This window comes from Shouchella tritolerans, from assembly GCF_025770735.1.
Lineage (GTDB): Bacteria > Bacillota > Bacilli > Bacillales > Bacillaceae_D > Shouchella > Shouchella tritolerans.
The window spans coordinates 349,000-369,998 of the sequence record NZ_JAODPB010000001.1 but is presented as its reverse complement, the minus strand read 5'-3'; the positions used below and the strand labels follow the sequence as shown (position 1 = coordinate 369,998).

At 45.3% G+C, this 20,999-nt stretch carries 22 protein-coding genes and 1 pseudogene; 12 read left to right on the top strand and 11 right to left on the bottom strand.

Translation table 11 applies throughout. The annotated features are described in order from the left end of the window. Positions 1 to 5 precede the first annotated feature (5 nt). From N6H06_RS01785 to N6H06_RS01770, 4 genes are read right to left on the bottom strand one after another with little or no spacing between them, the layout of a single operon-like run. Positions 6 to 1,115 carry a PTS fructose transporter subunit IIC gene (locus N6H06_RS01785; protein ID WP_062745147.1) on the bottom strand — a complete coding sequence of 370 codons (1,110 nt, stop codon included), beginning with the start codon at positions 1,113 to 1,115 and terminating at the stop codon, positions 6 to 8. After that, a complete protein-coding gene (locus N6H06_RS01780; protein ID WP_062746544.1) occupies positions 1,115 to 1,438 on the bottom strand; it encodes a PTS fructose transporter subunit IIB in 324 nt (107 codons plus the stop codon). The genes N6H06_RS01785 and N6H06_RS01780 overlap by 1 nt, the downstream gene beginning before the upstream one ends. A 26-nt stretch (positions 1,439 to 1,464) precedes the next feature. After that, positions 1,465 to 1,905, bottom strand: coding sequence for a PTS sugar transporter subunit IIA (locus tag N6H06_RS01775; RefSeq protein WP_062745146.1), 441 nt, complete (start codon positions 1,903 to 1,905; stop codon positions 1,465 to 1,467). Between the two features lie 30 nt (positions 1,906 to 1,935). Beyond that, positions 1,936 to 2,805 carry a ketose-bisphosphate aldolase gene (locus N6H06_RS01770; protein WP_062745144.1) on the bottom strand — a complete coding sequence of 290 codons (870 nt, stop codon included), beginning with the start codon at positions 2,803 to 2,805 and terminating at the stop codon, positions 1,936 to 1,938. Between the two features lie 159 nt (positions 2,806 to 2,964). Between N6H06_RS01770 and N6H06_RS01765 the strand changes: the two genes are divergently transcribed. The 7 genes from N6H06_RS01765 to N6H06_RS01735 all read left to right on the top strand — a co-directional run bounded on the left by N6H06_RS01765 (position 2,965) and on the right by N6H06_RS01735 (position 11,207). Next, positions 2,965 to 3,765 (top strand): DeoR/GlpR family DNA-binding transcription regulator, encoded by an 801-nt coding sequence (locus N6H06_RS01765; protein WP_062745143.1) that lies wholly within the window; start codon positions 2,965 to 2,967, stop codon positions 3,763 to 3,765. Positions 3,766 to 4,240: 475 nt separating this feature from the next. Continuing rightward, complete coding sequence (locus N6H06_RS01760; protein WP_212954549.1) at positions 4,241 to 5,587, top strand: NAD(P)-dependent oxidoreductase; 1,347 nt, start codon at positions 4,241 to 4,243, stop codon at positions 5,585 to 5,587. An 11-nt stretch (positions 5,588 to 5,598) separates the two neighbouring features. Further along, positions 5,599 to 6,858 (top strand): NAD-dependent dihydropyrimidine dehydrogenase subunit PreA, encoded by a 1,260-nt coding sequence (preA, locus tag N6H06_RS01755; RefSeq protein ID WP_212954550.1) that lies wholly within the window; start codon positions 5,599 to 5,601, stop codon positions 6,856 to 6,858. Positions 6,859 to 6,895: 37 nt separating this feature from the next. Continuing rightward, positions 6,896 to 8,311, top strand: a complete 1,416-nt coding sequence (gene hydA, locus N6H06_RS01750; RefSeq protein ID WP_263705480.1) for a dihydropyrimidinase — start codon at positions 6,896 to 6,898, stop codon at positions 8,309 to 8,311. 67 nt (positions 8,312 to 8,378) lie between these two features. Next, on the top strand, positions 8,379 to 8,627 hold the full coding sequence (locus N6H06_RS01745) for a hypothetical protein (protein ID WP_062745138.1): 249 nt from the start codon (positions 8,379 to 8,381) through the stop codon (positions 8,625 to 8,627). Then, complete coding sequence (locus N6H06_RS01740; protein WP_263705479.1) at positions 8,614 to 9,858, top strand: Zn-dependent hydrolase; 1,245 nt, start codon at positions 8,614 to 8,616, stop codon at positions 9,856 to 9,858. Before N6H06_RS01745 ends, N6H06_RS01740 begins: the two co-directional genes overlap by 14 nt. Positions 9,859 to 9,866: 8 nt before the next feature. Continuing rightward, the gene (locus tag N6H06_RS01735; protein ID WP_263705865.1) at positions 9,867 to 11,207 is read left to right on the top strand and encodes an aminotransferase; all 1,341 of its coding nucleotides are present in this window, start codon (positions 9,867 to 9,869) and stop codon (positions 11,205 to 11,207) included. Between the two features lie 140 nt (positions 11,208 to 11,347). Here N6H06_RS01735 and N6H06_RS01730 read toward each other — a convergent pair whose 3' ends face one another. The 6 genes and pseudogenes from N6H06_RS01730 to N6H06_RS01705 all read right to left on the bottom strand — a co-directional run bounded on the left by N6H06_RS01730 (position 11,348) and on the right by N6H06_RS01705 (position 14,403). Then, positions 11,348 to 11,764, bottom strand: a complete 417-nt coding sequence (locus N6H06_RS01730) for a gamma-glutamylcyclotransferase family protein (RefSeq protein WP_062745134.1) — start codon at positions 11,762 to 11,764, stop codon at positions 11,348 to 11,350. A gap of 56 nt (positions 11,765 to 11,820) precedes the next feature. Next, the gene (locus N6H06_RS01725) at positions 11,821 to 12,462 is read right to left on the bottom strand and encodes an NAD(P)-dependent oxidoreductase (RefSeq protein WP_212954554.1); all 642 of its coding nucleotides are present in this window, start codon (positions 12,460 to 12,462) and stop codon (positions 11,821 to 11,823) included. 62 nt (positions 12,463 to 12,524) lie between these two features. After that, positions 12,525 to 12,953, bottom strand: a complete 429-nt coding sequence (locus N6H06_RS01720; RefSeq protein WP_263705478.1) for an Rrf2 family transcriptional regulator — start codon at positions 12,951 to 12,953, stop codon at positions 12,525 to 12,527. A 215-nt stretch (positions 12,954 to 13,168) separates the two neighbouring features. Continuing rightward, entirely contained in the window at positions 13,169 to 13,294 is a 126-nt protein-coding gene (locus tag N6H06_RS01715) for a hypothetical protein (RefSeq protein ID WP_263705477.1), read from the bottom strand. Continuing rightward, on the bottom strand, positions 13,291 to 13,455 hold the full coding sequence (locus tag N6H06_RS01710; protein WP_263705476.1) for a hypothetical protein: 165 nt from the start codon (positions 13,453 to 13,455) through the stop codon (positions 13,291 to 13,293). The genes N6H06_RS01715 and N6H06_RS01710 overlap by 4 nt, the downstream gene beginning before the upstream one ends. 193 nt (positions 13,456 to 13,648) lie before the next feature. Beyond that, positions 13,649 to 14,403: pseudogene (locus N6H06_RS01705) on the bottom strand (response regulator aspartate phosphatase). Between the two features lie 237 nt (positions 14,404 to 14,640). Here N6H06_RS01705 and N6H06_RS01700 point away from each other — a divergent pair. From N6H06_RS01700 to N6H06_RS01680, 5 genes are all read left to right on the top strand, one after another. After that, entirely contained in the window at positions 14,641 to 16,164 is a 1,524-nt protein-coding gene (locus tag N6H06_RS01700) for a helix-turn-helix domain-containing protein (RefSeq protein ID WP_263705475.1), read from the top strand. 74 nt (positions 16,165 to 16,238) lie between these two features. Next, complete coding sequence (locus N6H06_RS01695) at positions 16,239 to 17,687, top strand: aldehyde dehydrogenase family protein (RefSeq protein ID WP_263705474.1); 1,449 nt, start codon at positions 16,239 to 16,241, stop codon at positions 17,685 to 17,687. Positions 17,688 to 17,696: 9 nt separating this feature from the next. After that, complete coding sequence (locus N6H06_RS01690; RefSeq protein ID WP_263705473.1) at positions 17,697 to 18,548, top strand: NAD(P)-dependent oxidoreductase; 852 nt, start codon at positions 17,697 to 17,699, stop codon at positions 18,546 to 18,548. Positions 18,549 to 18,648: 100 nt separating this feature from the next. Further along, positions 18,649 to 19,443: a DUF3100 domain-containing protein gene (locus N6H06_RS01685; RefSeq protein WP_062745107.1), complete on the top strand. Its 795-nt coding sequence runs from the start codon at positions 18,649 to 18,651 to the stop codon at positions 19,441 to 19,443. Beyond that, the gene (locus tag N6H06_RS01680; protein ID WP_062745105.1) at positions 19,444 to 19,893 is read left to right on the top strand and encodes a hypothetical protein; all 450 of its coding nucleotides are present in this window, start codon (positions 19,444 to 19,446) and stop codon (positions 19,891 to 19,893) included. It begins immediately after the preceding gene. Between the two features lie 311 nt (positions 19,894 to 20,204). Here the strand turns inward: N6H06_RS01680 and N6H06_RS01675 are convergent, their stop codons facing one another. Continuing rightward, complete coding sequence (locus N6H06_RS01675; RefSeq protein ID WP_062745104.1) at positions 20,205 to 20,975, bottom strand: tyrosine-protein phosphatase; 771 nt, start codon at positions 20,973 to 20,975, stop codon at positions 20,205 to 20,207. Positions 20,976 to 20,999 lie beyond the last annotated feature (24 nt).

Below are 20,999 nucleotides of genomic sequence, written 5' to 3'. Positions count from 1 at the left end.
TCCAGTTAGGTAATTTTCAGCTCTTTGATATCAATTTCTCGCTCATCCTCTTCTGTCAGCTCTTTTACATCGTCTAATGATACTGGCTTTTTCAGTACGTACAAAACAATGGCGGTAGCCAATGAGCCTACTAACAAAGAAGCGAACCAAGCTAACGGATTGGTCATTGTGACCATTGCAAATAAGCCACCATGCGGAACCGGGGATGCTGCAGCTAAATACATACTCATCGCACCTCCAATGGCTCCCCCAATACCTGTTGAGAGAATACAGCGCCATAAGTCATTGAAAATAATCGGATAACAGCCTTCAGTAATCATACAAACCCCCATAGGAAATGCGGTCTTAAGGGTTTCTACTTCCATTCGTACATAAATATTTTTGCCAAAGACTTTTTGCATATAATACGCTATTGTCATTCCAAATGGGGTAACCATAGATGCTAGCATCAACACGGCCATTGGTTCATTAATGCCCTCTGATTGAAGTGACAGCAAGAAAGCGAAGACGACTTTATTAATTGGCCCGCCATAATCCACACTAGATAAAATACCGATAACCAAGCCGAATAATAGTTTTTGGCTTGTATCTAAGCCCAAAAGGTAATTATTCAAGGCATCGGTCAAAATGGAAATAGGTGTTCCTAAGACATAATACATAATGATTCCTACCGCTAATGACGCCACAAATGGAATCAACAGCATCGGTTTAAGCCCTTCTGCCCATTGGGGAACCTTCATTTTGTCCTTTAGAAATTTTGCAATATAACCAGCAATAAAACCACCGACAAATCCTCCGATAAAACCAGAATTCATGTTAATTGCCACTAATCCCACTAGAAAACCTGGGGCAATACCGGGTTTATCTGCAATGGAGAAGGCAATCCCAGTAGCAATGACGACGGGTAGCATTCCTAGAATAAGTCCACCCATCGTGTACATCGTGTCAAAAAACCCAAAAGAATCCTGGATATTCTCAATTGTTACTCCACCAAAAAGACTACCGATTGCTAACAGAAAACCACCACTAACAACAACTGGAATTAAGTACGAAATGGCTGTTAGTGCATGTTGCTTCAGATTAGTAAATAATTTACCTGAAGTTTGCTCTGCCATTATGCATCAGCTCCCTTTTGCATGACCTCTTCAACCATTTTAATAAACTTATTAGGAGATTTAATCACCACTTCTGTAGGAACTTCAATTATTCGTATATGCTTAAATCTATCTTTGCCACCCACTTTCACATCAGCTGCAATAATCGCCACATCCGCTTGATCAATCAACTCCTGCGGGATCTCATCTTGTACACCAATGGTTCCTTGTGTTTCTATATGGATGCGATGACCCGCTTTCCTAGCTGCTGAAACTAGTTTTTCACGAGCAATATACGTATGTGCAATTCCTGCCGTACACGCTGCAATCCCAACAATGTTCAACATGAACAATCTCCTCTCATTTCCATTTAAGCGAATGCTTGCTTTAATTCATGTACTGTATTCGCTTTCAATATGTTGTTTACGACCTCATCATTGCCTAGTTTTCCTGCTAACTTGGCTAACATTTTCAAATGCTCATTTTCACGCCCATCTCCAGCTTGTACGCAAAAGAGACAAACAATTCTCACCCCTTTTCCATCTAATGTCTCCCAAGCAATTTCATTCGAAAACTTACCAATAGCGACTCCATTTTTTAAAGCGCTTTCACTAAGTCCGTGGGGAATGGCAATAAAATTGCCAATACCCGTTTGACCTAGCGATTCCCGATGATAAATATCTTTTACAAATGACGGAACATCGTTAATATAGTTTTTCTTCTTCAACAAATTCGCTAAGGTGTTTATGGCCTCTTCTTTGGTAGTACCTGGTAAATTAACTGCCATAATTTCTTCATTGAGAATATCCATCTGTTCACCTCGTAAGTTTAAGTTTTCATTTCATTTATACAAATGGATTTTATTATCCGTTTTAAATAGCTTAATTTTTTCAAGAGATGTCTGTTTAGCTGCTGCAATACAGTCAGGAAAAATGACATTGGGCTCGCGAATTTCCGAATCGCCATTGTTCAATATTTCTCTCAATTTATTTGTAAATGAAATTTTAATGTCAGAAGATATATTAATTTTAGCGATACCGAGGTCGATCGACTTAGCAATTTCCTGATCAGGATTACTTGATCCACCATGTAATACTAACGGAATATCGATTAACTTGTTAATTTCCTCTAAAATGTCTAGACGGAGCTTAGGCTCAGCATCCTTTGGATAGATGCCATGAGCTGTACCAATAGCGATCGCCAATGAATCAATGTTTGTTCGCTCAACAAATTCCTTTGCTTTTTTTGGATCCGTGTAGATGATTTCACTCACACCCCCTTCCACTGTGTTACCCGTATCCCCAATCGTTCCTAATTCTGCTTCAACTGAGACACCAATGGAATGAGCAATCTCAACCACTTTCTTAGTAGCTGCAATATTTTCTTCGAATGGTAGGTGCGAACTGTCAATCATTACTGAAGTAAATCCTAATTGAATGGCATGAACAACTTGTGCAATGGATGCGCCATGATCTAAATGAATAGCGACTGGAACCTTGGAATGTTGAGCTTCATATAAAACCTGACTAACAAAACTATCACGTAAAAAAGCTAATTCAGCTGGGTGGATCGCCATCATAAACGGTGCCTTTGCCTCTTCGCATGCTTCCATCACCGCAGTCAATAATTGACCACTTCCTGCATTGAATGCAGGAACAGCAAAATGATTTGCCTTTGCTACATCCAACATTTCTTTACCTGTGATTAACATAGACACTACCTCTTTCGTTTTATTTTCTTTTTATTTCTTTTACTTTCTTTTTAAGGTGATTATAGTCCTGAAACAAAACCAAGTCAACATCTTTTTTGGTTTATTTTTTTTTATTTTCGGCTATAATAAATTTAAAATGTAGTTAGAGGTGGCGTTGTCATGTTTGCTAAAGAAAGAGAAGAAAAAATAAAGAAGGAGATATACCGAAAAGGAACTGTTTATGTTAAAGAATTAGCAAAGACATTTAATGTCTCAGCTCCAACAATTCGAAGTGATCTGGATAGAATCACGGCAGACTCGGATGATTTTGAACGAACACATGGTGGGGTTATTTACAAAAGAAAAAAAGAAGAAAGTAAAGAAAAAATCGTAATGTATAATATTCGTGCTTCCATTAATAAAAAAGAAAAAGAAGAAATCGCTCAAGTAGCGCTATCTTTCGTAAATGAAAGAGACACACTCTTATTAGACTCAAGTTCAACCTGCTTTGAATTTGCTTCATTATTAGCTGACCCATCCTATAAAAACAAAAATACTATTCTAACAAATGGGCTATCTACCGCGATGATTTTAAAGCAAAATCCAAATTTAACCGTCATTATTTTTGGGGGCATTGTACGGACAGATTCGAATACAATCCATGATGAATTTCAAGATCCCATTTTAGACCGATTTAACATTGATAAATACTTCTTTTCCGCATCTGGTTTATCAATTGAAAGTGGTTTTTCAGAGTTTAATATTGAAGAAGTTAAAACGAAAAAAGAAAATTTGAAACGAGCCAAGTTAAAAATCGCTCTCATCGATCATACAAAGTTTAATCAAGACTCGAGTTCAACCTTTGGCTCACTAGATTGTGCCGATATTCTTATTTCTGATTCTGGCTTAGATAAAGCTATTCAAAACAAATATAGCCCATTGATTCCTTTGCGGACCTATGGACATAGCATCAAGCGCTAAGTCGTATTTGTGATCTTTATGATGGATCCATCTTTTTGGGGAACACTGAAAAGTAAGAAGTATGGTTATATATTAGACATTTGCGAAACTTTCTCTTGCGATAAGTGAGTACATCACTTTTATAATTGTCGTAGATATAAAACGATTAAGCGGCCTTCGTTCTATGGAGTATAGAGCTAGGCCGCTTAATTGTTTTAATTTCCACTGTCTACTTGATGGAATACCAATCAAACGTAGTCAACTTGTTCTGACCTCTTTGCAAAAAGGGATCACCCGTTGCTTCTATTAACCACGTGCCTAAACCATTTGGCTGCTCGCTGCTGTTCTCCATTTGAAAGAAACGACTTTATCCATTTAATTCAGAATTGGATAGAAAATCTAACGATAACAGTGATTTTCAATTATTTCTATCATATAGTTTATGTAAATACCAGCTTGGGCCTAACTGGTACTGTCAAAAAAGGGAGGCTATTATATGGAACGATCGGAATCCATCCCATTGAATTTCCAAGAAGTCGAACCGCCATTATCTACCCAAGAAGCGACAGACGAAGCAACGAGGTGCCTTTATTGCTATGATGCACCATGCATTTCTGCATGTCCTACAGGAATTGACATCCCCTCATTCATTCAAAAAATCACAACAAATAATTTGACTGGCTCCGCTCGGACGATTATGGAGGCTAACCCAATTGGGGCTAGTTGCGCCAGGGTTTGCCCGACGGAAGAACTATGTGAAGGCGCGTGTGTTTTGAATCAGACATCGAAACCAATTATGATCGGAAAATTGCAGCGTTATGCGACCGACTGGGCGATCAAAAATGAGAAAACACTGTTTACAGCGGGCAAACGAAACGGACAGAAAGTAGCGGTTGTCGGCGGAGGGCCAGCAGGATTATCAGCCGCGCGGGAGCTTGCTTTGCTTGGCTATGCGGTGACTGTTTATGAAGCAGAAAGCGAAGCCGGCGGCCTTGATACGTACGGCATCGTCTCGTTCCGCCTGCCAAAGCGCATCTCTTTATGGGAAGTGGAACAGGTCAAGTCTCTTGGCGTATCGATTCAGACGAACACGCGTATTGGAGTCGACCTTTCTCTGCCAGAGCTACAGCAATCATTTGATGCCGTCGTTTTAGCGGTTGGCATGGCACACGTGCCACCTCTTGGCATTCCCGGCGAAGAACTTCATGGTGTTTATGACGCAATTGACCTTGTAAAAGCAACGAAGTCCACAACATTGCCCCAACAATTCAAGGGAAAGCGAGGCGTTGTTATCGGCGCCGGCAACACAGCGATTGATGGAGCAACATGCGCCGTCCGTTTAGGGGCGGAAAACGTCAAAGTTCTTTATCGCCGCACAGAAGCAGAAATGACTGCTTATCAATTTGAATATGAGTTTGCCAAACAAGACGGCGTTGAATTTCGCTGGCTTGTCTCCCCTATTGCTGTCCTTGGTGATGAAAAGGGGCGCGTAGCTGCTTTAAAATGCGCCGAAATGGCTTTGGCTGAAGCAGATGCAAGTGGACGAAGAACACCGATTCCTACAGGAGCGACATTTGTCATTAAAACCGACTTTATCATCAAAGCGATTGGGCAAGCGCGCCATCGTTGGCTCGACGATGTTGGCATTGCTACACACAACGGTGTTATTTCAATTGACCACAACTATGAAACATCTGTAAAAGGGGTTTTTGCCTGTGGCGATGCAATATTCGGCCATGGGCAAGGCGAAGCAATGGTTGTCGCGGCTGCCGAACAAGGAAAGCAAGTCGCGTACGCGATTGATAAAAATCGACGCAGCCACCGGGCTGAAACGAGTGCATAAGGAGGAATTCGATGGCTGACCTCATTAGCAATTTAGCTGGCATCACATCACCTAACCCATTTTGGCTTGCCAGCGCTCCGCCGACCAACTCTGGCTATCAAGTTCAGCGAGCATTTGAGGCTGGTTGGGGCGGGGCCGTCTGGAAGACGCTTGGTGAACCGATTATCAACTCAACCTCCCGTTTCGCTGCCCTCCACTTCAATGGCAAGCGCGTGGCAGGTTTTAATAACATTGAATTAATATCAGACCGCCCGCTGGATATTAATTTGCAAGAAATCGCCGATACAAAAAAACGCTTCCCCAACCATACCATTGTCGCCTCATTAATGGTGGAGCCTAAACAGGAAAAGTGGCATGAGATTGTCAAACGCGTTGAAGCAGTAGGCGTTGATGGCCTTGAACTAAATTTTGGCTGTCCCCATGGCATGGCGGAACGAGGTATGGGTTCGGCCTCTGGCCAAGTGCCAGCGCTCGTTGAACAGCAAACAGCTTGGGTAAAAGAGGTAGCAACGACACCTGTTATCGTCAAACTGACACCAAATATTACTGACATTACCGCCACTGCCGAGGCCGCTGCTCAAGGTGGCGCTGATGCCATTAGTTTAATTAACACAATCAACAGCCTTGCCGGCGTCGACATTGACACTTGGCAAACGATACCGAATGTCGATGGCCTAGGCACTCATGGCGGCTACTGTGGCCCAGCTGTTAAGCCAATTGCCTTGCATATGCTTGGCGATTGTGCGCGCCATCCGAATGTCGATATACCCATTTCAGGAATTGGCGGCATTGCTACTTGGCAAGATGCAGTGCAATTTTTGCTGATGGGCGCTTCAAACGTGCAAGTGTGTACCGCTGCCATGCACCACGGCTTTCGCATTGTCGAAGATTTGCTTGATGGGCTATCAGCCTATTTAGATGAAAAAGGGCTTGCTTCTGTGCAAGATTTAGTTGGCCAATCGGTTCATCGCTATTCTGAATGGGGCAACCTCAATTTAAACCATCAAGTCGTTGCTCGAATCAACCCGGATGTATGCATCAACTGCAACAAATGCCACATCTCCTGTGAAGATACGGCCCACCAATGCATTGGCCGCTATGCAGACGAGAACGGTGCTCCTTACTTGAAAGTCGACGAAGACGAATGCGTTGGCTGCAACTTGTGCTCGATTGTTTGCCCAGTAGAGGGAGCGATTGCAATGGTGTCAAAACCGAACGGGCTGCCACCAATGTCTTGGAATGAACGGCAGGCTGCTATTGCCAATGACTAAATCGAGCTTAAACACAGCTAGAAAAAGGAGGAAACCAATGAAACGACTGATTCAAAACGGGACGATTGTAACCGCTTCTGATACGTATAAAGCTGACTTGTTAATCGAAGATGAAACGATTGCGCAAATTGGCCAACAATTGGCTGTTCAAGGGGTAGACGAAACAATCGATGCAAGCGGCTGTTTTGTCTTTCCTGGTGGCATTGACCCCCACACACACCTGGACATGCCATTTGGGGGCACCGTTACAAAAGACGACTTTGAAACAGGAACAATTGCGGCTGCCTATGGCGGGACAACGACGATCATTGATTTCTGCTTGACTGAGAAAGAAAAGCCGCTGCAATCCGCAATAGAAACATGGCATAAAAAAGCGGCAGGAAAAGCAGCCATTGACTACGGCTTCCATTTAATGATCGGCGAAATCAATGAAGCTGTGCTCAATGAATTGCCAGCGATCGTCACAACAGAAGGCATCTCTTCCTTTAAAGTGTTTATGGCTTATAAGCATGTGTTCCAAGCCGATGATGCCACTCTTTTTGAGACACTCACAAAAGCGAAAGAACTAGGCGCTTTAGTCATGGTCCATGCCGAGAATGGCGATGTCATTGATTATTTAACAAAGCAAGCGTTGAAAGAAGGAAAAACGGCGCCGATATACCACGCTCTTACTCGCCCCGTCGAAGCGGAAGGAGAAGCGACCGGGCGTGCTTGCCAGCTCGCTTCCCTTGCACAGTCGCAGCTGTATGTTGTCCATGTGACTTGCCAAGAGGCCGTCCAACAAATTGCCGAAGCGCGTAAGCAAGGGGCAGACATTTGGGGCGAAACATGCCCGCAATATTTAGTGCTTGATGAAAGCATGTTGCGAAAGCCTGGATTTGAAGGAGCCAAATATGTATGGTCGCCGCCGCTGCGGGAAAAACAGCACCAAGACGCCCTCTGGAAGGCGCTAAAAACGGGGACGTTGCAAACCATTGGCAGCGACCAGTGTTCGTTTGACTTCACTGGCCAAAAAGACTTGGGCGTGAACGACTTCACGAAAATCCCAAATGGTGGGCCTATTATTGAAGATCGCTTTTCACTTCTGTATTCAGAAGGCGTAGCCAAAGGGCGCATTGGCCTCAACGAGTTTGTCGACCTCGTCTCGACGCGAGCTGCCAAACTGTTCGGGCTGTATCCGAAAAAAGGCTGCATTGCTGTCGGTGCCGATGCAGACATCGTCTTGTTTGACCCCCAGGAAGAGCGTGTGCTATCAGCTCGTACACACCACCTCGCTGTTGATTACAGCGCCTTTGAAGGAATGCAGGTAAAGGGGACGCCACGGACGGTGTTGTCGCGAGGAAAAGTCATTATCCGCGATCAAACGTATGTCGGCACTCCAGGGGAAGGGTCGTTTCTAAAACGGGCGCGTTATGGGGAGTTATGGACGAATGATTTAGTAGGCCAGCGCTGATAGCGTGTACACCCTACCCGTTATTCCGCAAAGGCACCAACATGAAACGTTAGAAAGGAGAGGTTTGATGGCTGAACACACCCACTTTCAACAAGAAAAAGGAGCAATTGATGCGCTCATCGGTGACGGCTATAAAATCATATCCATTTCCGATCATTTAAACGGCTCAACGGTATTGTTCACTAAAGCGGGGACAACCAAAACCTTTTTAGCAGCAAACGCTAATGCACGCAAGTATGCTTCAACCCTTTTTTGTAAAGGGCAAGTCTGGCCAACTGTTACTAGCCAAGGAGGCAATGCCCATGAACACCAATAAGTTAGCAATCAATCGCGAACGGCTTAAACAAACGCTCCAGGCGTTCGCAGCATTCGGGGCAACGGCCAACAATGGCGTGACGCGCCTTGCCCTGTCTGAAGAAGACAAGCAAGCGCGGGCTTATCTGCGCCAGCAATGTGAATCGCTCGGGCTTGAAGTAACAACGGACGATCTCGGGAACATGTACAGTATAATCCCAGGAAAACAGCACGATGCCCCGCCCGTCTACCTTGGTTCCCACCTTGACACGGTTAAAAAAGGAGGGCGTTTCGATGGTGTCCTCGGTGTTGCAGGCGCCTTAGAAGTGCTGCGCACAATAGTAGAACATAAGCTTGAATTAAACCTGCCTCTAGGGCTGATCAATTTCACAAACGAGGAAGGAGCCCGTTTCGAGCCTTCGATGATGGCATCAGGAGTTTTGGCTGGAAAATTTAGCAAAGACGCAATGATGCAATCAACGGACCAAGATGGTGTTTCTTTCGGAGAGGCTCTGTCGGCGAGTGGTTTTGCTGGCTCCGCCCACAATCGGCTGACGAACGCAAGCGCTTTTTTAGAACTGCATATCGAACAAGGGCCGGTTTTAGAAGCAGAAAAGCAAACCATCGGCGCCGTTGAGTGCGTTGTTGGCATGGTTTGTTACGAAATCGACATTTGCGGCAAGTCCAACCACGCCGGAACCACGCCGCAAGGGATGCGTCACGATGCACTAACCGCAGCCAACGCCTGCATGACGGCTTTCCATGAAAAGCTGGCACAGTTAGACGACACGCTCGTTTATACGATCGGCCGCTTTAATGTGTTCCCGAACATCCATACAGTCATTCCTGGCCGTGCTGTCTTCACTCTTGAAGCTAGGCACCAAGACGAAGCCGTGCTGGCTGCAGTAGAGACTGTGATTCATGAAGTCGCCGCAGCGTGCACCCTTCCTTGTCAGGCAACAAAACGATGGAGCCGAGAGACGGTTTGGTTTGACAACAGCCTTGTCGCCCAAATAGAAGAATCGGCAAAAACGCTCGGTTATCCTTATAAACGCATGGTGAGCGGTGCTGGCCACGATGCTCAATTTATTTCTTCCCTTGTCCCGACAGCGATGATTTTCGTACCAAGCCAGGGAGGAATCAGTCACGCGGAGGAAGAATGGACTTCTTGGGAGGACTGCGAAAAGGGCGTCAATGTCCTATTGGAAACAGCATTGAAACGAACAATGAGCGAGGAGGCGATTAAACAGTGAGCACTGGAATGGAACCGACATTGGCCAAAAAAGACGAGCAATATGTTTGGCACGCCATGCAACGTTCAGGGGCAGCGCCCCTTATCGCCGATACTGGTGAAGGGTCGTGGTTTACGGATACAAACGGCAACCGCTACATGGATGGTGTCTCTGGGTTATGGTGCCTAAATCTTGGCCACGGGCAAACGGAAATCATTGAGGCAGCTACCGAGCAAATGAACAAACTCGCCTATTTTCCCCTTTCCCTAGGTCATCAGCCAGCGATCGCATTGGCTGAAAAATTAGCCGCTTTGCTCGGTGGCGGTTTTCGTACCTTTTTTGCCAACGGCGGTTCTGACGCAAACGAAACGGCCTTTAAAATCGCGCGCCAATACCATAAGCAAACCGGCTTCCCAGAAAAACAAAAAATCATTTCCCGTTACCGGGGCTATCATGGCAATTCCCTTGGCGCCCTCGCAGCCACAGCCCAAGCAAACCGCAAAATAAAGTACGACGCTGCCTTGCCTGGCTTCTTGCATATTCCACCGCCTTACGCCTATCGATCAAGCTTTGGCTCTAGTGCCAAAGACGACCAGCTAGCAGCTGACTTTCTCGAACAAACGATTTTATGGGAAGGCCCTGAAACAGTAGCCGCTTTTATAATGGAGCCCATCATTTCCGGCGGCGGCGTCATTTACCCACAATCAAACAACTATTACAAACGTGTCCGCGACATTTGCGACCGCTATCAAGTCTTGCTCATTTTAGATGAAGTCGTCTCTGGTTTCGGGAGGACCGGCAAGCTATTCGGCTTTATGCATGGCGATGACGATTTCAAACCTGACATCCTCACACTGGCGAAAGGACTTACGAGCGGTTACCTCCCATTAGGCGCTACTTGCGTTGCCGAAAACGTATACCAAGCATTCGATGGAAAAGGCGAAACTAGCCATTTTCGCCACATCTCCACCTACGGCGGACACCCCGCGTCTTGCGCGGTCGCGTTAAAAGCGATTGATATTATTGAGCGTGAACAGATTGTCAATCGAGTCGAAGCGTTAGGCCGCACCGTTCTTGGCAAATTGAAACAGCTTGAACAACTTTCGATTGTCGGCGAAGTCCGTGGCATTGGCTTCCTTTACGGCATAGAACTTGTTCAAGATAAACAAACAAAGGAACCAGCCGGTGACGAAACCATGAAAGCGATTGTAACTACCTGCCAAAAACAAGGGCTGATCATCGGCAAAAACAGCGACACCATCCCAGGAGGGGGCAATGTTCTCATTATCGCCCCACCACTCACCTCTAGTGAAGATGATTTAACTTTTCTCGTTGATACAGTCTCCAACGTTCTGGGTACGTTTGCATAAGGATCACTCTGTGGCGAGCGCGTTTGCTCGCCTATTTTCCCATCCGCCTTCCCGTATACACTGGCTTAGTACTTTCCAACATTTATACGCTGCTGTCTTCCAGTTAGCCCCCTTTACAGCAGGAAAATACATTCCAACCGTCAACGCCCCCTTTTCTTTCTTGCTAAAAAGACGAGCCAATCCCCGCCAATGATCGGTTCATTGATAGAGGCGAAACCATTTCCAGCAATATACGTGTAAGCATTTGTCTCGCTTTCATCTGTATAGACAGTGCATTCGACACGCTCGTACTCATTTTCACTTTTGCCTTCGGGATCGTAGCCTTCTAATTTGTCAATACAGACAAGTTCTTCGCTGGTGACAGCATAAAGCTCGCCTATGATTTTCTCCTGGCCGCGAAAACGGACAATCGGATAGCCAAATGGTGTATTGTGCATTTCCCCTATGATCCAACACATACCCTCCACTAACTCGCTGTGCTGCAAGTAATGGGCGTTTGCGCCGCCTTTTCGCAATGTCCCATAAACGAATAGGAGATTTTTGTTTTTTCCTTGCATCACACCACACCCTATTCTGACAGCTTGTTATACGGTCTCTTCAAAAAATCTGGTTATTATAGTTCTTCACCTACAACGGAAAAACGGCCTTTTAATACGGAAGCTTGCTCCACTTCATCGGCGACGGCAATGGCAAAGTCAGCATAGCTAATGTAACTGTTGCCCTCTTTATTCGTTGTTAGTTCTTCGCCAGCTTTTGTATAAGAGCCTGTTCTGCCTCCATCTGCCCGAAAATCTGCTGCCGGGCTAATAAACGTCCAATCAAACGCTTTGACATCCCGAAGGTCAGCAAGGTTTTTGCTTTGCGCTTCAGCTATCGGCTTAAACATATCTGGAAATGAAGGCATATCTTTCAGCATCCGGCTATGGTTTTTATCAACGTAAAGACTGCCAGCACCACCGACAACGAGCAGCCGAACCGTTTTCACCTCGTTAAAAATAGCGATCAGATGACGACCAACTGTTACGTGTTGATCTGAGTGTTCAGACGGGAAGCCAATTGCATTGACAACAGACTGAAACGGCATCACATCTGTTGCGGTCAAATCGTTGACATCCTTTTCCATAACATCATCCACATTAGCAGTGAGGTTGCTTTTATTGCGGACAATCGCTGTTACATGATGACCCCGTTTTTTTAATTCCTGTGCAATTAATTGACCTGCTTTCCCTGTGGCTCCTATAACGGCTGTTTTCATACAATCAATCTCTCCTTTTTATTTTTGTAATCGAAATAGGTACATTTAAGACAGAAAAAATCCTATTGGATTTTCTCTGGAAAACTAGCAAGCACATCTGCAAGCGTCATGCTAGCTAACACTTCTTCCATTGCGCGCTGTGCTTTGCCTAACATTACTTCGAGCACCCCTTGAATATTGGCGCCGACGTAGCAATTAGGATTGGGCTGACTATGAATATGAAACAGCTCATTGTCAGCAACAACTTGGACGGCTTGGTAAAAATCGAGCAATGTGAGCTCGTCTGGATCTTTTGCCAGCCTGGCTCCGCCCGTGCCACTACGCCCTTCAATAATCCCTGCTTTTTTTAATTGAGCAGAAATGCGGCGTATAACAACAGGGTTTGTATGGACACTTGCTGCCATCCACTCAGATGTCAAAACGGCTGTCCGCTCAGTTGCAAGGAGGGCGCCGATGTGGACCGCTACCGAAAATCGAGAGCTTATTTTCATTAGCGAATCACCTCTTTGTAACCATTATAGTTACAACACTAGAAGAAATCAAGCATCTACCCTTTACTGAATCAACTGGAAATCGTTTACGTATCGAAAAACACTCGCAAAAGCAACAGATACTTTAGCAAAAAACATTCTTTGCCTAACAAATGCAAAATACAAAAAAACACTAACGCTTAGGCATTAGTGTTTTTTAGAAAGAAATTTTTTCATTATGTCGCCGTGCCTGGCTTACCTTGTGTTTCCACTGGGACAGCCGTTTCGGCTTTGGCTCCATTCTCAATAAACGGTACAAAAATAAAGCAGACGATTACGACCATGGCGATCATTCGTTTCATCGTTGTTCAGCTCCTGACCCTAAAATTTTCATATTCGTACGGTAATGAAGCGCTTCCTTCATGTAATAAAAGGCCTTTTCAAATAACGATTGTTGTTTATAGTATTCGGCAATCTCTTCTGCTAGTTCGGAATACTCAAAGTAGAGCTCTTTCTCAAGCAAAAGTTGCAGCTCTCTTGTAAGTTGCTCGTCCCCCCTTCGTTTATGTACAATGCTTCCGTGATGGCACAGCGTACCATATATTCTTCGAGATGAATGGCTGCCGCTCCTGCTTTTGCTTCTTGCAATAACGTAACGGCTTGTTCATTATTGGGATTCTGGCGTAAACGCACATTGGCTAAGTCTGCTATTGTTTTCAATCCTTCGACACTTTTTTTGAACTGACCAATTCCAGTGCCTCCACAAAATACATTTCCGCTTCATGTAACTTTTTTTGGCGGACACGATTAAGCCCTAATGCCCTTAACAGAAGAGCGTGCGTCGTTGGATAAGGCGTTGCGTCAGCAAGTGCAGATTGGTACTCTTTTTCAGCCTCATCAAACAGATTCAGTTCTGTTTTTATAGCTGCTAAAAGCAACCTACAATTTAAAATCCGCTCCAAATAAAATTGTTGTTCCTCAAACAAATCAATTGCCTGCTCAAGATAAGAGACAGCAAATGTATATTGGTCAATGCGAAAATAACTTTCTCCTAAACGGAAATAAAATTCGGCTTCCTCCGATTGATCGTGGACGTGGTCAATTTTCTGTTCAGCGATCTTATATAAGCGAAGCGCTGATTGATACCGCCCTTCATAAAACTCATATTGCCCACTCATAAAATAATATAGAAACGCTAACAAGCCATCATAAATCGTATCCTCTACATTGACAGCCTGGAGGCTCGTTGGTTCAACCCTTTTTTGTTGCACATCTTCGGTTAGTAGCTGATGGCGAAACAAAACAAGCGAGTAATAGGACAACACTTTTTCGTCGGATCTTTCAAGCTGATTGACCAATTGGCCAATTTCCTGTTTTATTCTTCTGCTTGTTCAACCTCACGAGAGACGATACAGCTGTACCATTCGACAATTTTTGCACCCAATTTTTCAGGTGAAATAGAAGAAGCCATGAGCACCGACCTTTCGGAAGTAATTGGTAACTTACCCTGATTATATCCAACCGTTTTAAAGATGTATATCATGTTGGCTGTTTTCCGAACATAGCGAAAAAAACTGGATAGCCTACAGGCCTAACAATAAACAACGATTAGCGTCACGATAGGCAGATACACGCCCACTCTACAAAAAGAAGAACGAATCAAGTAAAATTGAAATTATCTATTTTTTCATGGATGGAGGCCCTGAAAATGAAAGTTGGACAAGCAGACGATATAGCGGGGTTGGTTCAATTTAATCAGTTAGTAGCCGAAGCAAGCGATGAACAGAGCATCCTGCGTCTATTGCTAGATACAGTTGATGTCTTTTTCCCTCATGTGGATATGGCGATCGTCTATTTATACGACGAGAACCAAAAGGTGCTTCGGCTTGGCGCAGGCATAGGCGTCTCTGTACAAAGTTTGCGGCGGCTCGCTTTTAAACCCGGTGAATCGTTGACGGGAAAAGTGTTTCTCAGCAAAAAACCGTACCTTTGCCTCGGCAAACATGATATTAAGCAGAAAATGGCCAACATCTCACCAGAAAACTGGAAGTGGTTTCGCGAGGGCACATACAAACTAGACGTAACAAGCTCCATTAATGTGCCGTTTCTGTCCAATGGCCGTTGTCTAGGCACATTTACATTAAATCGCTATTCAAGCAGCATCCCTTTTCGTAAAAATGACGTTGCCATTGCTCTCGGGCTTGCCCACCAGGCAGCAATGGCGATTGATAACGTCCGCCTCCATCAGGCACTCGCCTGTAGCGATGCAAAAGAAACACTCGTACAGTCGTTGTGTAAAGGTGGTGCAAAGCAAGTCCTTGCCCAGTTGGAACAGCTTTTACACACACCTTGCACCATCGAAGCGAGCGTGAAGGAAGACGAAGCGATTCCGATCGTACGCAATCGAAGACGCCTCGGTTATCTCCGCCCCCGGCGGCCATTGCTGACTTTATCAGCGATCGAACGGAATACCCTTCAGTTTGCTGCGTTAATCCTTGCTAGCGAGCTAGAAAAACAGCATGACGATTACGAACAAGGGCTTCACAGGCGCAATCGCGCGTTCCAAAACCTATTGAATGGAGACTATGGTTCTGTAGAATACTTGTCCCACGCCCCTATTTATTGTTTCGTACTTGCAGGCAGCGTTTGCGACAACATTGCACTTACTCGCCAAATTGAAACAACTGTCCAAGCTTACTTCCCAAATGGGCATTTTTCTGTTTACGAAGAGCGTTATGTCGTCCTTGCCCCTTCTTGTGCCTATATCGATCATCTTGCGACTTATTTACAGCGCCACTATCATCTTGTGGTTGGCCTAAGCCGCCCAAGGATGATTACTGACGTCGCTTCTTCTTACCGGGAAGCGGTGCTTGCTGTCGAAATGAAAGGCGACGCCCCACTAGTTCGTTATCAAGACCTTGGCTGTCGCAGGCTATGGCCTTCTTTAGACGAACAGACGAAGCGCGATTTTGTGATTGACTATTTACAGCCACTGCTCGACCTAGAACCTGATTACATGGCCACTCTTGCTGCATTAATTGAAAATGGAAGAAGCGCCCGGCAACAAACGGCTAAGCAACTGCACATCCACGTCAACACGCTCTATCAACGAGTGAAACGAATCGAGCAAGTACTAGGCATTTCCTTTCAAAATGAAAGACAGTGGCTACAACTCATGATTGCTTATGAGTTGTATGTAGACGGCCACACAGAAACGGGCAAAAACATGTAGACCTCCATATCCCGCTTGTTTCGTCAGAATATTATAATCATAGGTAAGCAAACAAAAGAAGTTGAGGTGATACCGTGCAAACATACTTAAACTACATTGGGGGCGAATGGAAAGCGTCTATTTCAGGAAATGTCTTTTATGGCCGCAACCCTGCCAATTACGATGAAATCCTCGGCGCCTACCAAGCATCTACAGCAGAAGATGCTCGGCTCGCCATTAAAAGCGCCGCTGCCGCTTTTCCAAATTGGAAAAACAAAAGTGCGATTGAACGGGCAGACGTTCTTTACCAATTAATGCCTTTACTAGCAGCAGAAAAAGACACACTGGCAGCAATCATCACAAAGGAAGTTGGAAAAACGATTGCCGCCGCTCGAAAAGAAGTAGACGCAGCTATTCAAGCACTCAAGCATTTTAGCGGTGCTGCAAATAGGCTGGCAGGAGAGACTGTACCTGCAAACAATCCCGAGACAGTTGCTTATACGATTAAAGAGCCGCTTGGACCTGTTGGCGTCATTACCCCTTTTAATTTTCCTTTAGGTATCGGGATTTATAAAATTGCCCCTGCTTTAATTGCAGGAAATACAGTCGTTTACAAGCCTCATAACGATACCGTCCAAATTGCCACGAGGCTCGTTGAGTTGTTTATCCAGGCAGGAACACCAAAAGGAGTTTTGAATCTTGTCACTGGCGACGGCGACAAAGTGGGACAGGAATTAGGCGAAAACCCAACATTAAAGGCAATTTCGTTCACTGGTTCTTCCGATGTTGGTTTGCTATTAGGCCGATCTGTTACAAACCGAGGTGGAAAAATGCAAGCGGAGATGGGCGGAAAAAACGCGACCGTTATTTTAGAGGATGCCGACTTGGATAACGCCGTTTCGGGAGTCGTCATTAGCGGCCTGCTGAACAACGGGCAAAGCTGCACAGGAACCTCTCGCGTGATCGTGCCTAAAAACATCGCCAAAACGGTTACCTCCAAACTCGTTGAAAAAGCAAATGCCATTCGCGTAGGCGATGGGTTTGATGAAAATGTAGAAAACGGACCTGTTGCCAATGAAAGACAGCTTCATAAGTACATCCATTATGTTGAGGTTGCGATCAAAGAAGGGGCGAAGTTAGAGTGCGGCGGCAAGCGTCTTTACGGCGAAGGGAAGGACAAAGGTTATTTCGTCGCGCCGACCGTGCTAAGCGGCGTTACGCCAGAAATGACCATTGCCCAAGAAGAGGTGTTCGCTCCGGTAGTAGCGATAATGGAAGTCAATTCTTTTGAAGAAGCGATCGCCGTCGCCAATCAGACAGATTTTGGCCTCTCTTCGGCAATTTATACAACCAATTTGCAAAAAGCCCATGAATTTGTCCGCCGAGTCGAAACAGGGGTGACTCATATTAACATCCCTTCCAACCATTACGAAAACCAATTGCCTTTCGGTGGCAAGAAAAACTCAAGCATTGGGCCGCGGGAACAAGGAAGCACTGCCCTTGACTTTTGGATTGACACAAAAGCAGTCTATCTCAAACCTTAGGAGGTAACGATGAGAACAGTTGGCCTTATTGGCTGTGGCGCAATGGGAAAAGGGATGGCCACATCCCTTTTGAGCGCCGGCTATACCGTTTATATTTATGACAACATGTCCAAATGGCGAGAACCGTTGGAAAAACAAGGAGCATGCTTTGTCCAAAATGGCGATGCTGTAGCGAAAAAGGCAAAGTATGTCTTGCTATCTCTTCCTTCGCCAAAAATTGTTGCTGACACAGTTGCAGGCAAACAAGGGTTGCTTTGTCATTTACGGCCGGATAGCTTTTTACTAGACCTTAGCACGACAGATGTGCAAACGACCATAGCAATGGAGAAAGCCGCTGCTGCTAAAGGCATTCATTACCTAGACTGCCCTGTCAGCGGCGGTCCTGCTGGAGCCGATACAGGAACACTGACGATCATGGTCGGCGGCGACAAACAAGCTTACTTTAAGATAAAACCGATACTTGACATACTTGGCGACACCATTCTGTATGTAGGCGATTCTGGAGCTGGGCAAACAGTCAAGCTGTGCAACAACATGCTTGTTGCTGGCATTACGACGCTACTGAGCGAAACAATGGCTGTTGCTAGCGATCATGGCGTGTCTAGACGGCTTCTTGCCGAAATCATCCAACAAAGTTCTGGTCATAATCGCGTTCTTGACGTTTTTGGCGAAAATTTAATTTCCGGCTCATATGACAATGTGCTGTTCTACTTGAAGCATATGGCTAAAGACCTTGAACTCTACATGGCGTTGTCGCAAGATTCGCTAAAGCCCCAGCATGCTGCTGGCACAGTCAACCAGCTATACCGCTCAGCGCTCCATCAAGGCAAAGGCGATAAAGACGCCACTGCTGTTTACTAATTGGCTAGCCGAATCTCTCGTACATTACCTGTAAATCGTTCTGCTAAGAAACCCCTATCTTGGCTATCGATTTGCCATGTTCATAAGAAAGGCGGGAACTATGAATAAACGAAAACCTTTCCTCACCGACTGGAGGCTTCACTTACTCGTTTTAGGCATTGTTGTCATTGCAGAAATGATTGGCGTGATCGAAATTCGCTTAGGAGCAGGAATGATCATGCTCTTGCCGATGCTGTTTGCCCTTGTATTCGGATTGGCCTTGTATTTCACGCCACTCGTTAAAGAAACACAGTCCAAACATGCAGAGCCGATCATTACCCTTAGTGTAGCGCTGCTGATCGCCAAAATCGGCGTCACTATAGGGCCCGACTTAAAAAATGTTATTGCTGCTGGCCCCGCCTTGCTATTACAAGAAATCGGCAATTTTGGCACCCTCTTTATAGCGTTGCCCGTTGCCGTTTTACTGCTTGGAATGAAGCGGGAAAGCATTGGCATGACCCATTCCATCGGACGAGAGCCCAATTTAGGGATTATTTATGACAAATTCGGCTTTGACTCTCCAGAAGGCAAGGGTGTTACAACAATTTACGTTTTTGGCACTGTTTTTGGCGCTCTTTTTTATGGACTTGTCTCTGGTTTTTTAGCTACTTTCACTCCACTCCATCCTTTATCATTGGCGATGGCTTCTGGCGTTGGTAGCGGCAGTATGATGGCAGCAGCAAGCGGGTCACTCATTGCTGCTTATCCAGAATATGAGACACAAATTATTGCTTTCGCTGGCGCAAGCAACCTACTCACCTATGGTACCGGTTTATTTGTGAGCGTCTTCATTGCCTTGCCGTTAACAGAAAAGTTGTATGCGCTGTTTAGGCGTTTGAAAGGAGACAGACCATAAATGAAGTCCATCCAAGAATCGATTATTCTCTTCTTTATTGTTGGTCTTGTTGCTTTTATTGGCAATTGGCTTGGCTACCAAGCATTCTCTGGCGAGGCTGCCTTAGGCATGCTTCTTTTAATCGTGATTGCCTGTGTTGGGCAAGTTCTTGGAAAATCGCTGCCTTTCCCTATTCCTAGCGTCGTTTATATCATTGTCATTGGCATCGTATTGTCTTTACCAGAGACGCCGTGGGGCCCACTCGTCATTGAGTTTACATCCCACATCCAACTTCTTTCCATTGCCACACCGATACTCGCTTATGCTGGGATTGCCATAGGCCGTTCATGGGCTGACTTTGCCGCGATCGGTTGGAAAGCAATGGTCGTTTGTTTACTCGTTCTTTTTGGCACACTAATCGGCTCAGCGATTATCGCTGAAATCATTTTGCGTTATCAAGGAATCATATAAAATGGTGAAAATAACGATTACCATGTATAGCCTCTTATTTAGTGGATATACTAAATAACACGTATCCCCCACCTGCCGTCGGACAATCCGGCGGCTTTTTTTATCCATAAAAAAAGCCGCCACTACAGGCAGCTTCAGATTGTAGATAAATGCTTGCATATGTCGCCGTTTACCGCGCTCAGATGCTTTGAAACGATCGTTTCATGGGCAAATTGCAGTTCGCATCTTCCTTCGGCTTCACTTCTCGTCTGACAAGCGCTTCCTATCCGTCTGGACTAAATGTTTCCCACTCTTACAAGCAACTTTCTAAATTAAAACAAACCTAGCCATTTTTTTCGTTTTTTTACGACCCGTTCTGGCGGCTCAAGGTACACATGCTTGTCTTCAGCAATAAGGCGGGCATTTTCTTGATAGCTGTAAACAAGGTCTTGGCCGTATTGTTCCTCCAATACGTGGAACGCTTCCTGCATCCGGAATGTGCGGTTCACTAAATTGTGGGCATCTGAAGCTAGCACGTGAACGAGGTTGGCTTCGACAAGCTCCATGCTAAAGGTAGCGATGTCTTTACCAAAGTAGCCTGTCACACTGGAAGAAGTAAGCTGGGTAAGAGCGCCATTTTTAACAAGTTCATAGAGTTTATCTGGATCTTCCTTGAATACTTTATTCCGTTCTGGATGGGCAATAACGGGAATATACCCTTCACTGCCTATTTCATAAAGCAGCCTCGCTGAATAAGCAGGCACTTCTGAACTCGGGAATTCAATCAGTACATATTTGCTGTCGGCCAGTGCAAGGCCAGTCCCGCTGGCCAGCCCCTGGGTCATCTCGCCATAGAGGCGGAGTTCCTGCCCTGGTCGAATCATAAGATCTATGCCTGCTGCCTGTAAATCACTGTTTAGGGCAGTCACTGCTTTGCGGACGGAAGAACCATCATTTTGAAAAGACGGGTGTTGGTGATGGGGGGTGGCAATGATTTTAGAAATCCCTTCTTTTACGGCTTCGCGGGCCATCGTCAAGCTGTCTTCACGTGTTTGCGCCCCATCGTCTAGACCGGGGAGAATATGGCAATGGATATCAATCATTCGCTTCCCCTCCTTTCATGAAGC

What these genes read in the sequence shown, in the direction of transcription:
- N6H06_RS01785 (WP_062745147.1), bottom strand. Translation starts at nt 1,115, where the DNA reads ATGGCAGAGCAAACTTCAGGTAAATTATTTACTAATCTGAAGCAACAT.
- N6H06_RS01775 (WP_062745146.1), bottom strand. Translation starts at nt 1,905, where the DNA reads ATGGATATTCTCAATGAAGAAATTATGGCAGTTAATTTACCAGGTACT.
- N6H06_RS01770 (WP_062745144.1), bottom strand. Translation starts at nt 2,805, where the DNA reads ATGTTAATCACAGGTAAAGAAATGTTGGATGTAGCAAAGGCAAATCAT.
- N6H06_RS01765 (WP_062745143.1), top strand. Translation starts at nt 2,965, where the DNA reads ATGTTTGCTAAAGAAAGAGAAGAAAAAATAAAGAAGGAGATATACCGA.
- N6H06_RS01760 (WP_212954549.1), top strand. Translation starts at nt 4,241, where the DNA reads ATGGAACGATCGGAATCCATCCCATTGAATTTCCAAGAAGTCGAACCG.
- preA (WP_212954550.1), top strand. Translation starts at nt 5,599, where the DNA reads ATGGCTGACCTCATTAGCAATTTAGCTGGCATCACATCACCTAACCCA.
- hydA (WP_263705480.1), top strand. Translation starts at nt 6,896, where the DNA reads ATGAAACGACTGATTCAAAACGGGACGATTGTAACCGCTTCTGATACG.
- N6H06_RS01745 (WP_062745138.1), top strand. Translation starts at nt 8,379, where the DNA reads ATGGCTGAACACACCCACTTTCAACAAGAAAAAGGAGCAATTGATGCG.
- N6H06_RS01740 (WP_263705479.1), top strand. Translation starts at nt 8,614, where the DNA reads ATGAACACCAATAAGTTAGCAATCAATCGCGAACGGCTTAAACAAACG.
- N6H06_RS01735 (WP_263705865.1), top strand. Translation starts at nt 9,867, where the DNA reads ATGGAACCGACATTGGCCAAAAAAGACGAGCAATATGTTTGGCACGCC.
- N6H06_RS01730 (WP_062745134.1), bottom strand. Translation starts at nt 11,764, where the DNA reads ATGCAAGGAAAAAACAAAAATCTCCTATTCGTTTATGGGACATTGCGA.
- N6H06_RS01725 (WP_212954554.1), bottom strand. Translation starts at nt 12,462, where the DNA reads ATGAAAACAGCCGTTATAGGAGCCACAGGGAAAGCAGGTCAATTAATT.
- N6H06_RS01720 (WP_263705478.1), bottom strand. Translation starts at nt 12,953, where the DNA reads ATGAAAATAAGCTCTCGATTTTCGGTAGCGGTCCACATCGGCGCCCTC.
- N6H06_RS01715 (WP_263705477.1), bottom strand. Translation starts at nt 13,294, where the DNA reads ATGAAACGAATGATCGCCATGGTCGTAATCGTCTGCTTTATTTTTGTA.
- N6H06_RS01700 (WP_263705475.1), top strand. Translation starts at nt 14,641, where the DNA reads ATGAAAGTTGGACAAGCAGACGATATAGCGGGGTTGGTTCAATTTAAT.
- N6H06_RS01690 (WP_263705473.1), top strand. Translation starts at nt 17,697, where the DNA reads ATGAGAACAGTTGGCCTTATTGGCTGTGGCGCAATGGGAAAAGGGATG.
- N6H06_RS01685 (WP_062745107.1), top strand. Translation starts at nt 18,649, where the DNA reads ATGAATAAACGAAAACCTTTCCTCACCGACTGGAGGCTTCACTTACTC.
- N6H06_RS01680 (WP_062745105.1), top strand. Translation starts at nt 19,444, where the DNA reads ATGAAGTCCATCCAAGAATCGATTATTCTCTTCTTTATTGTTGGTCTT.
- N6H06_RS01675 (WP_062745104.1), bottom strand. Translation starts at nt 20,975, where the DNA reads ATGATTGATATCCATTGCCATATTCTCCCCGGTCTAGACGATGGGGCG.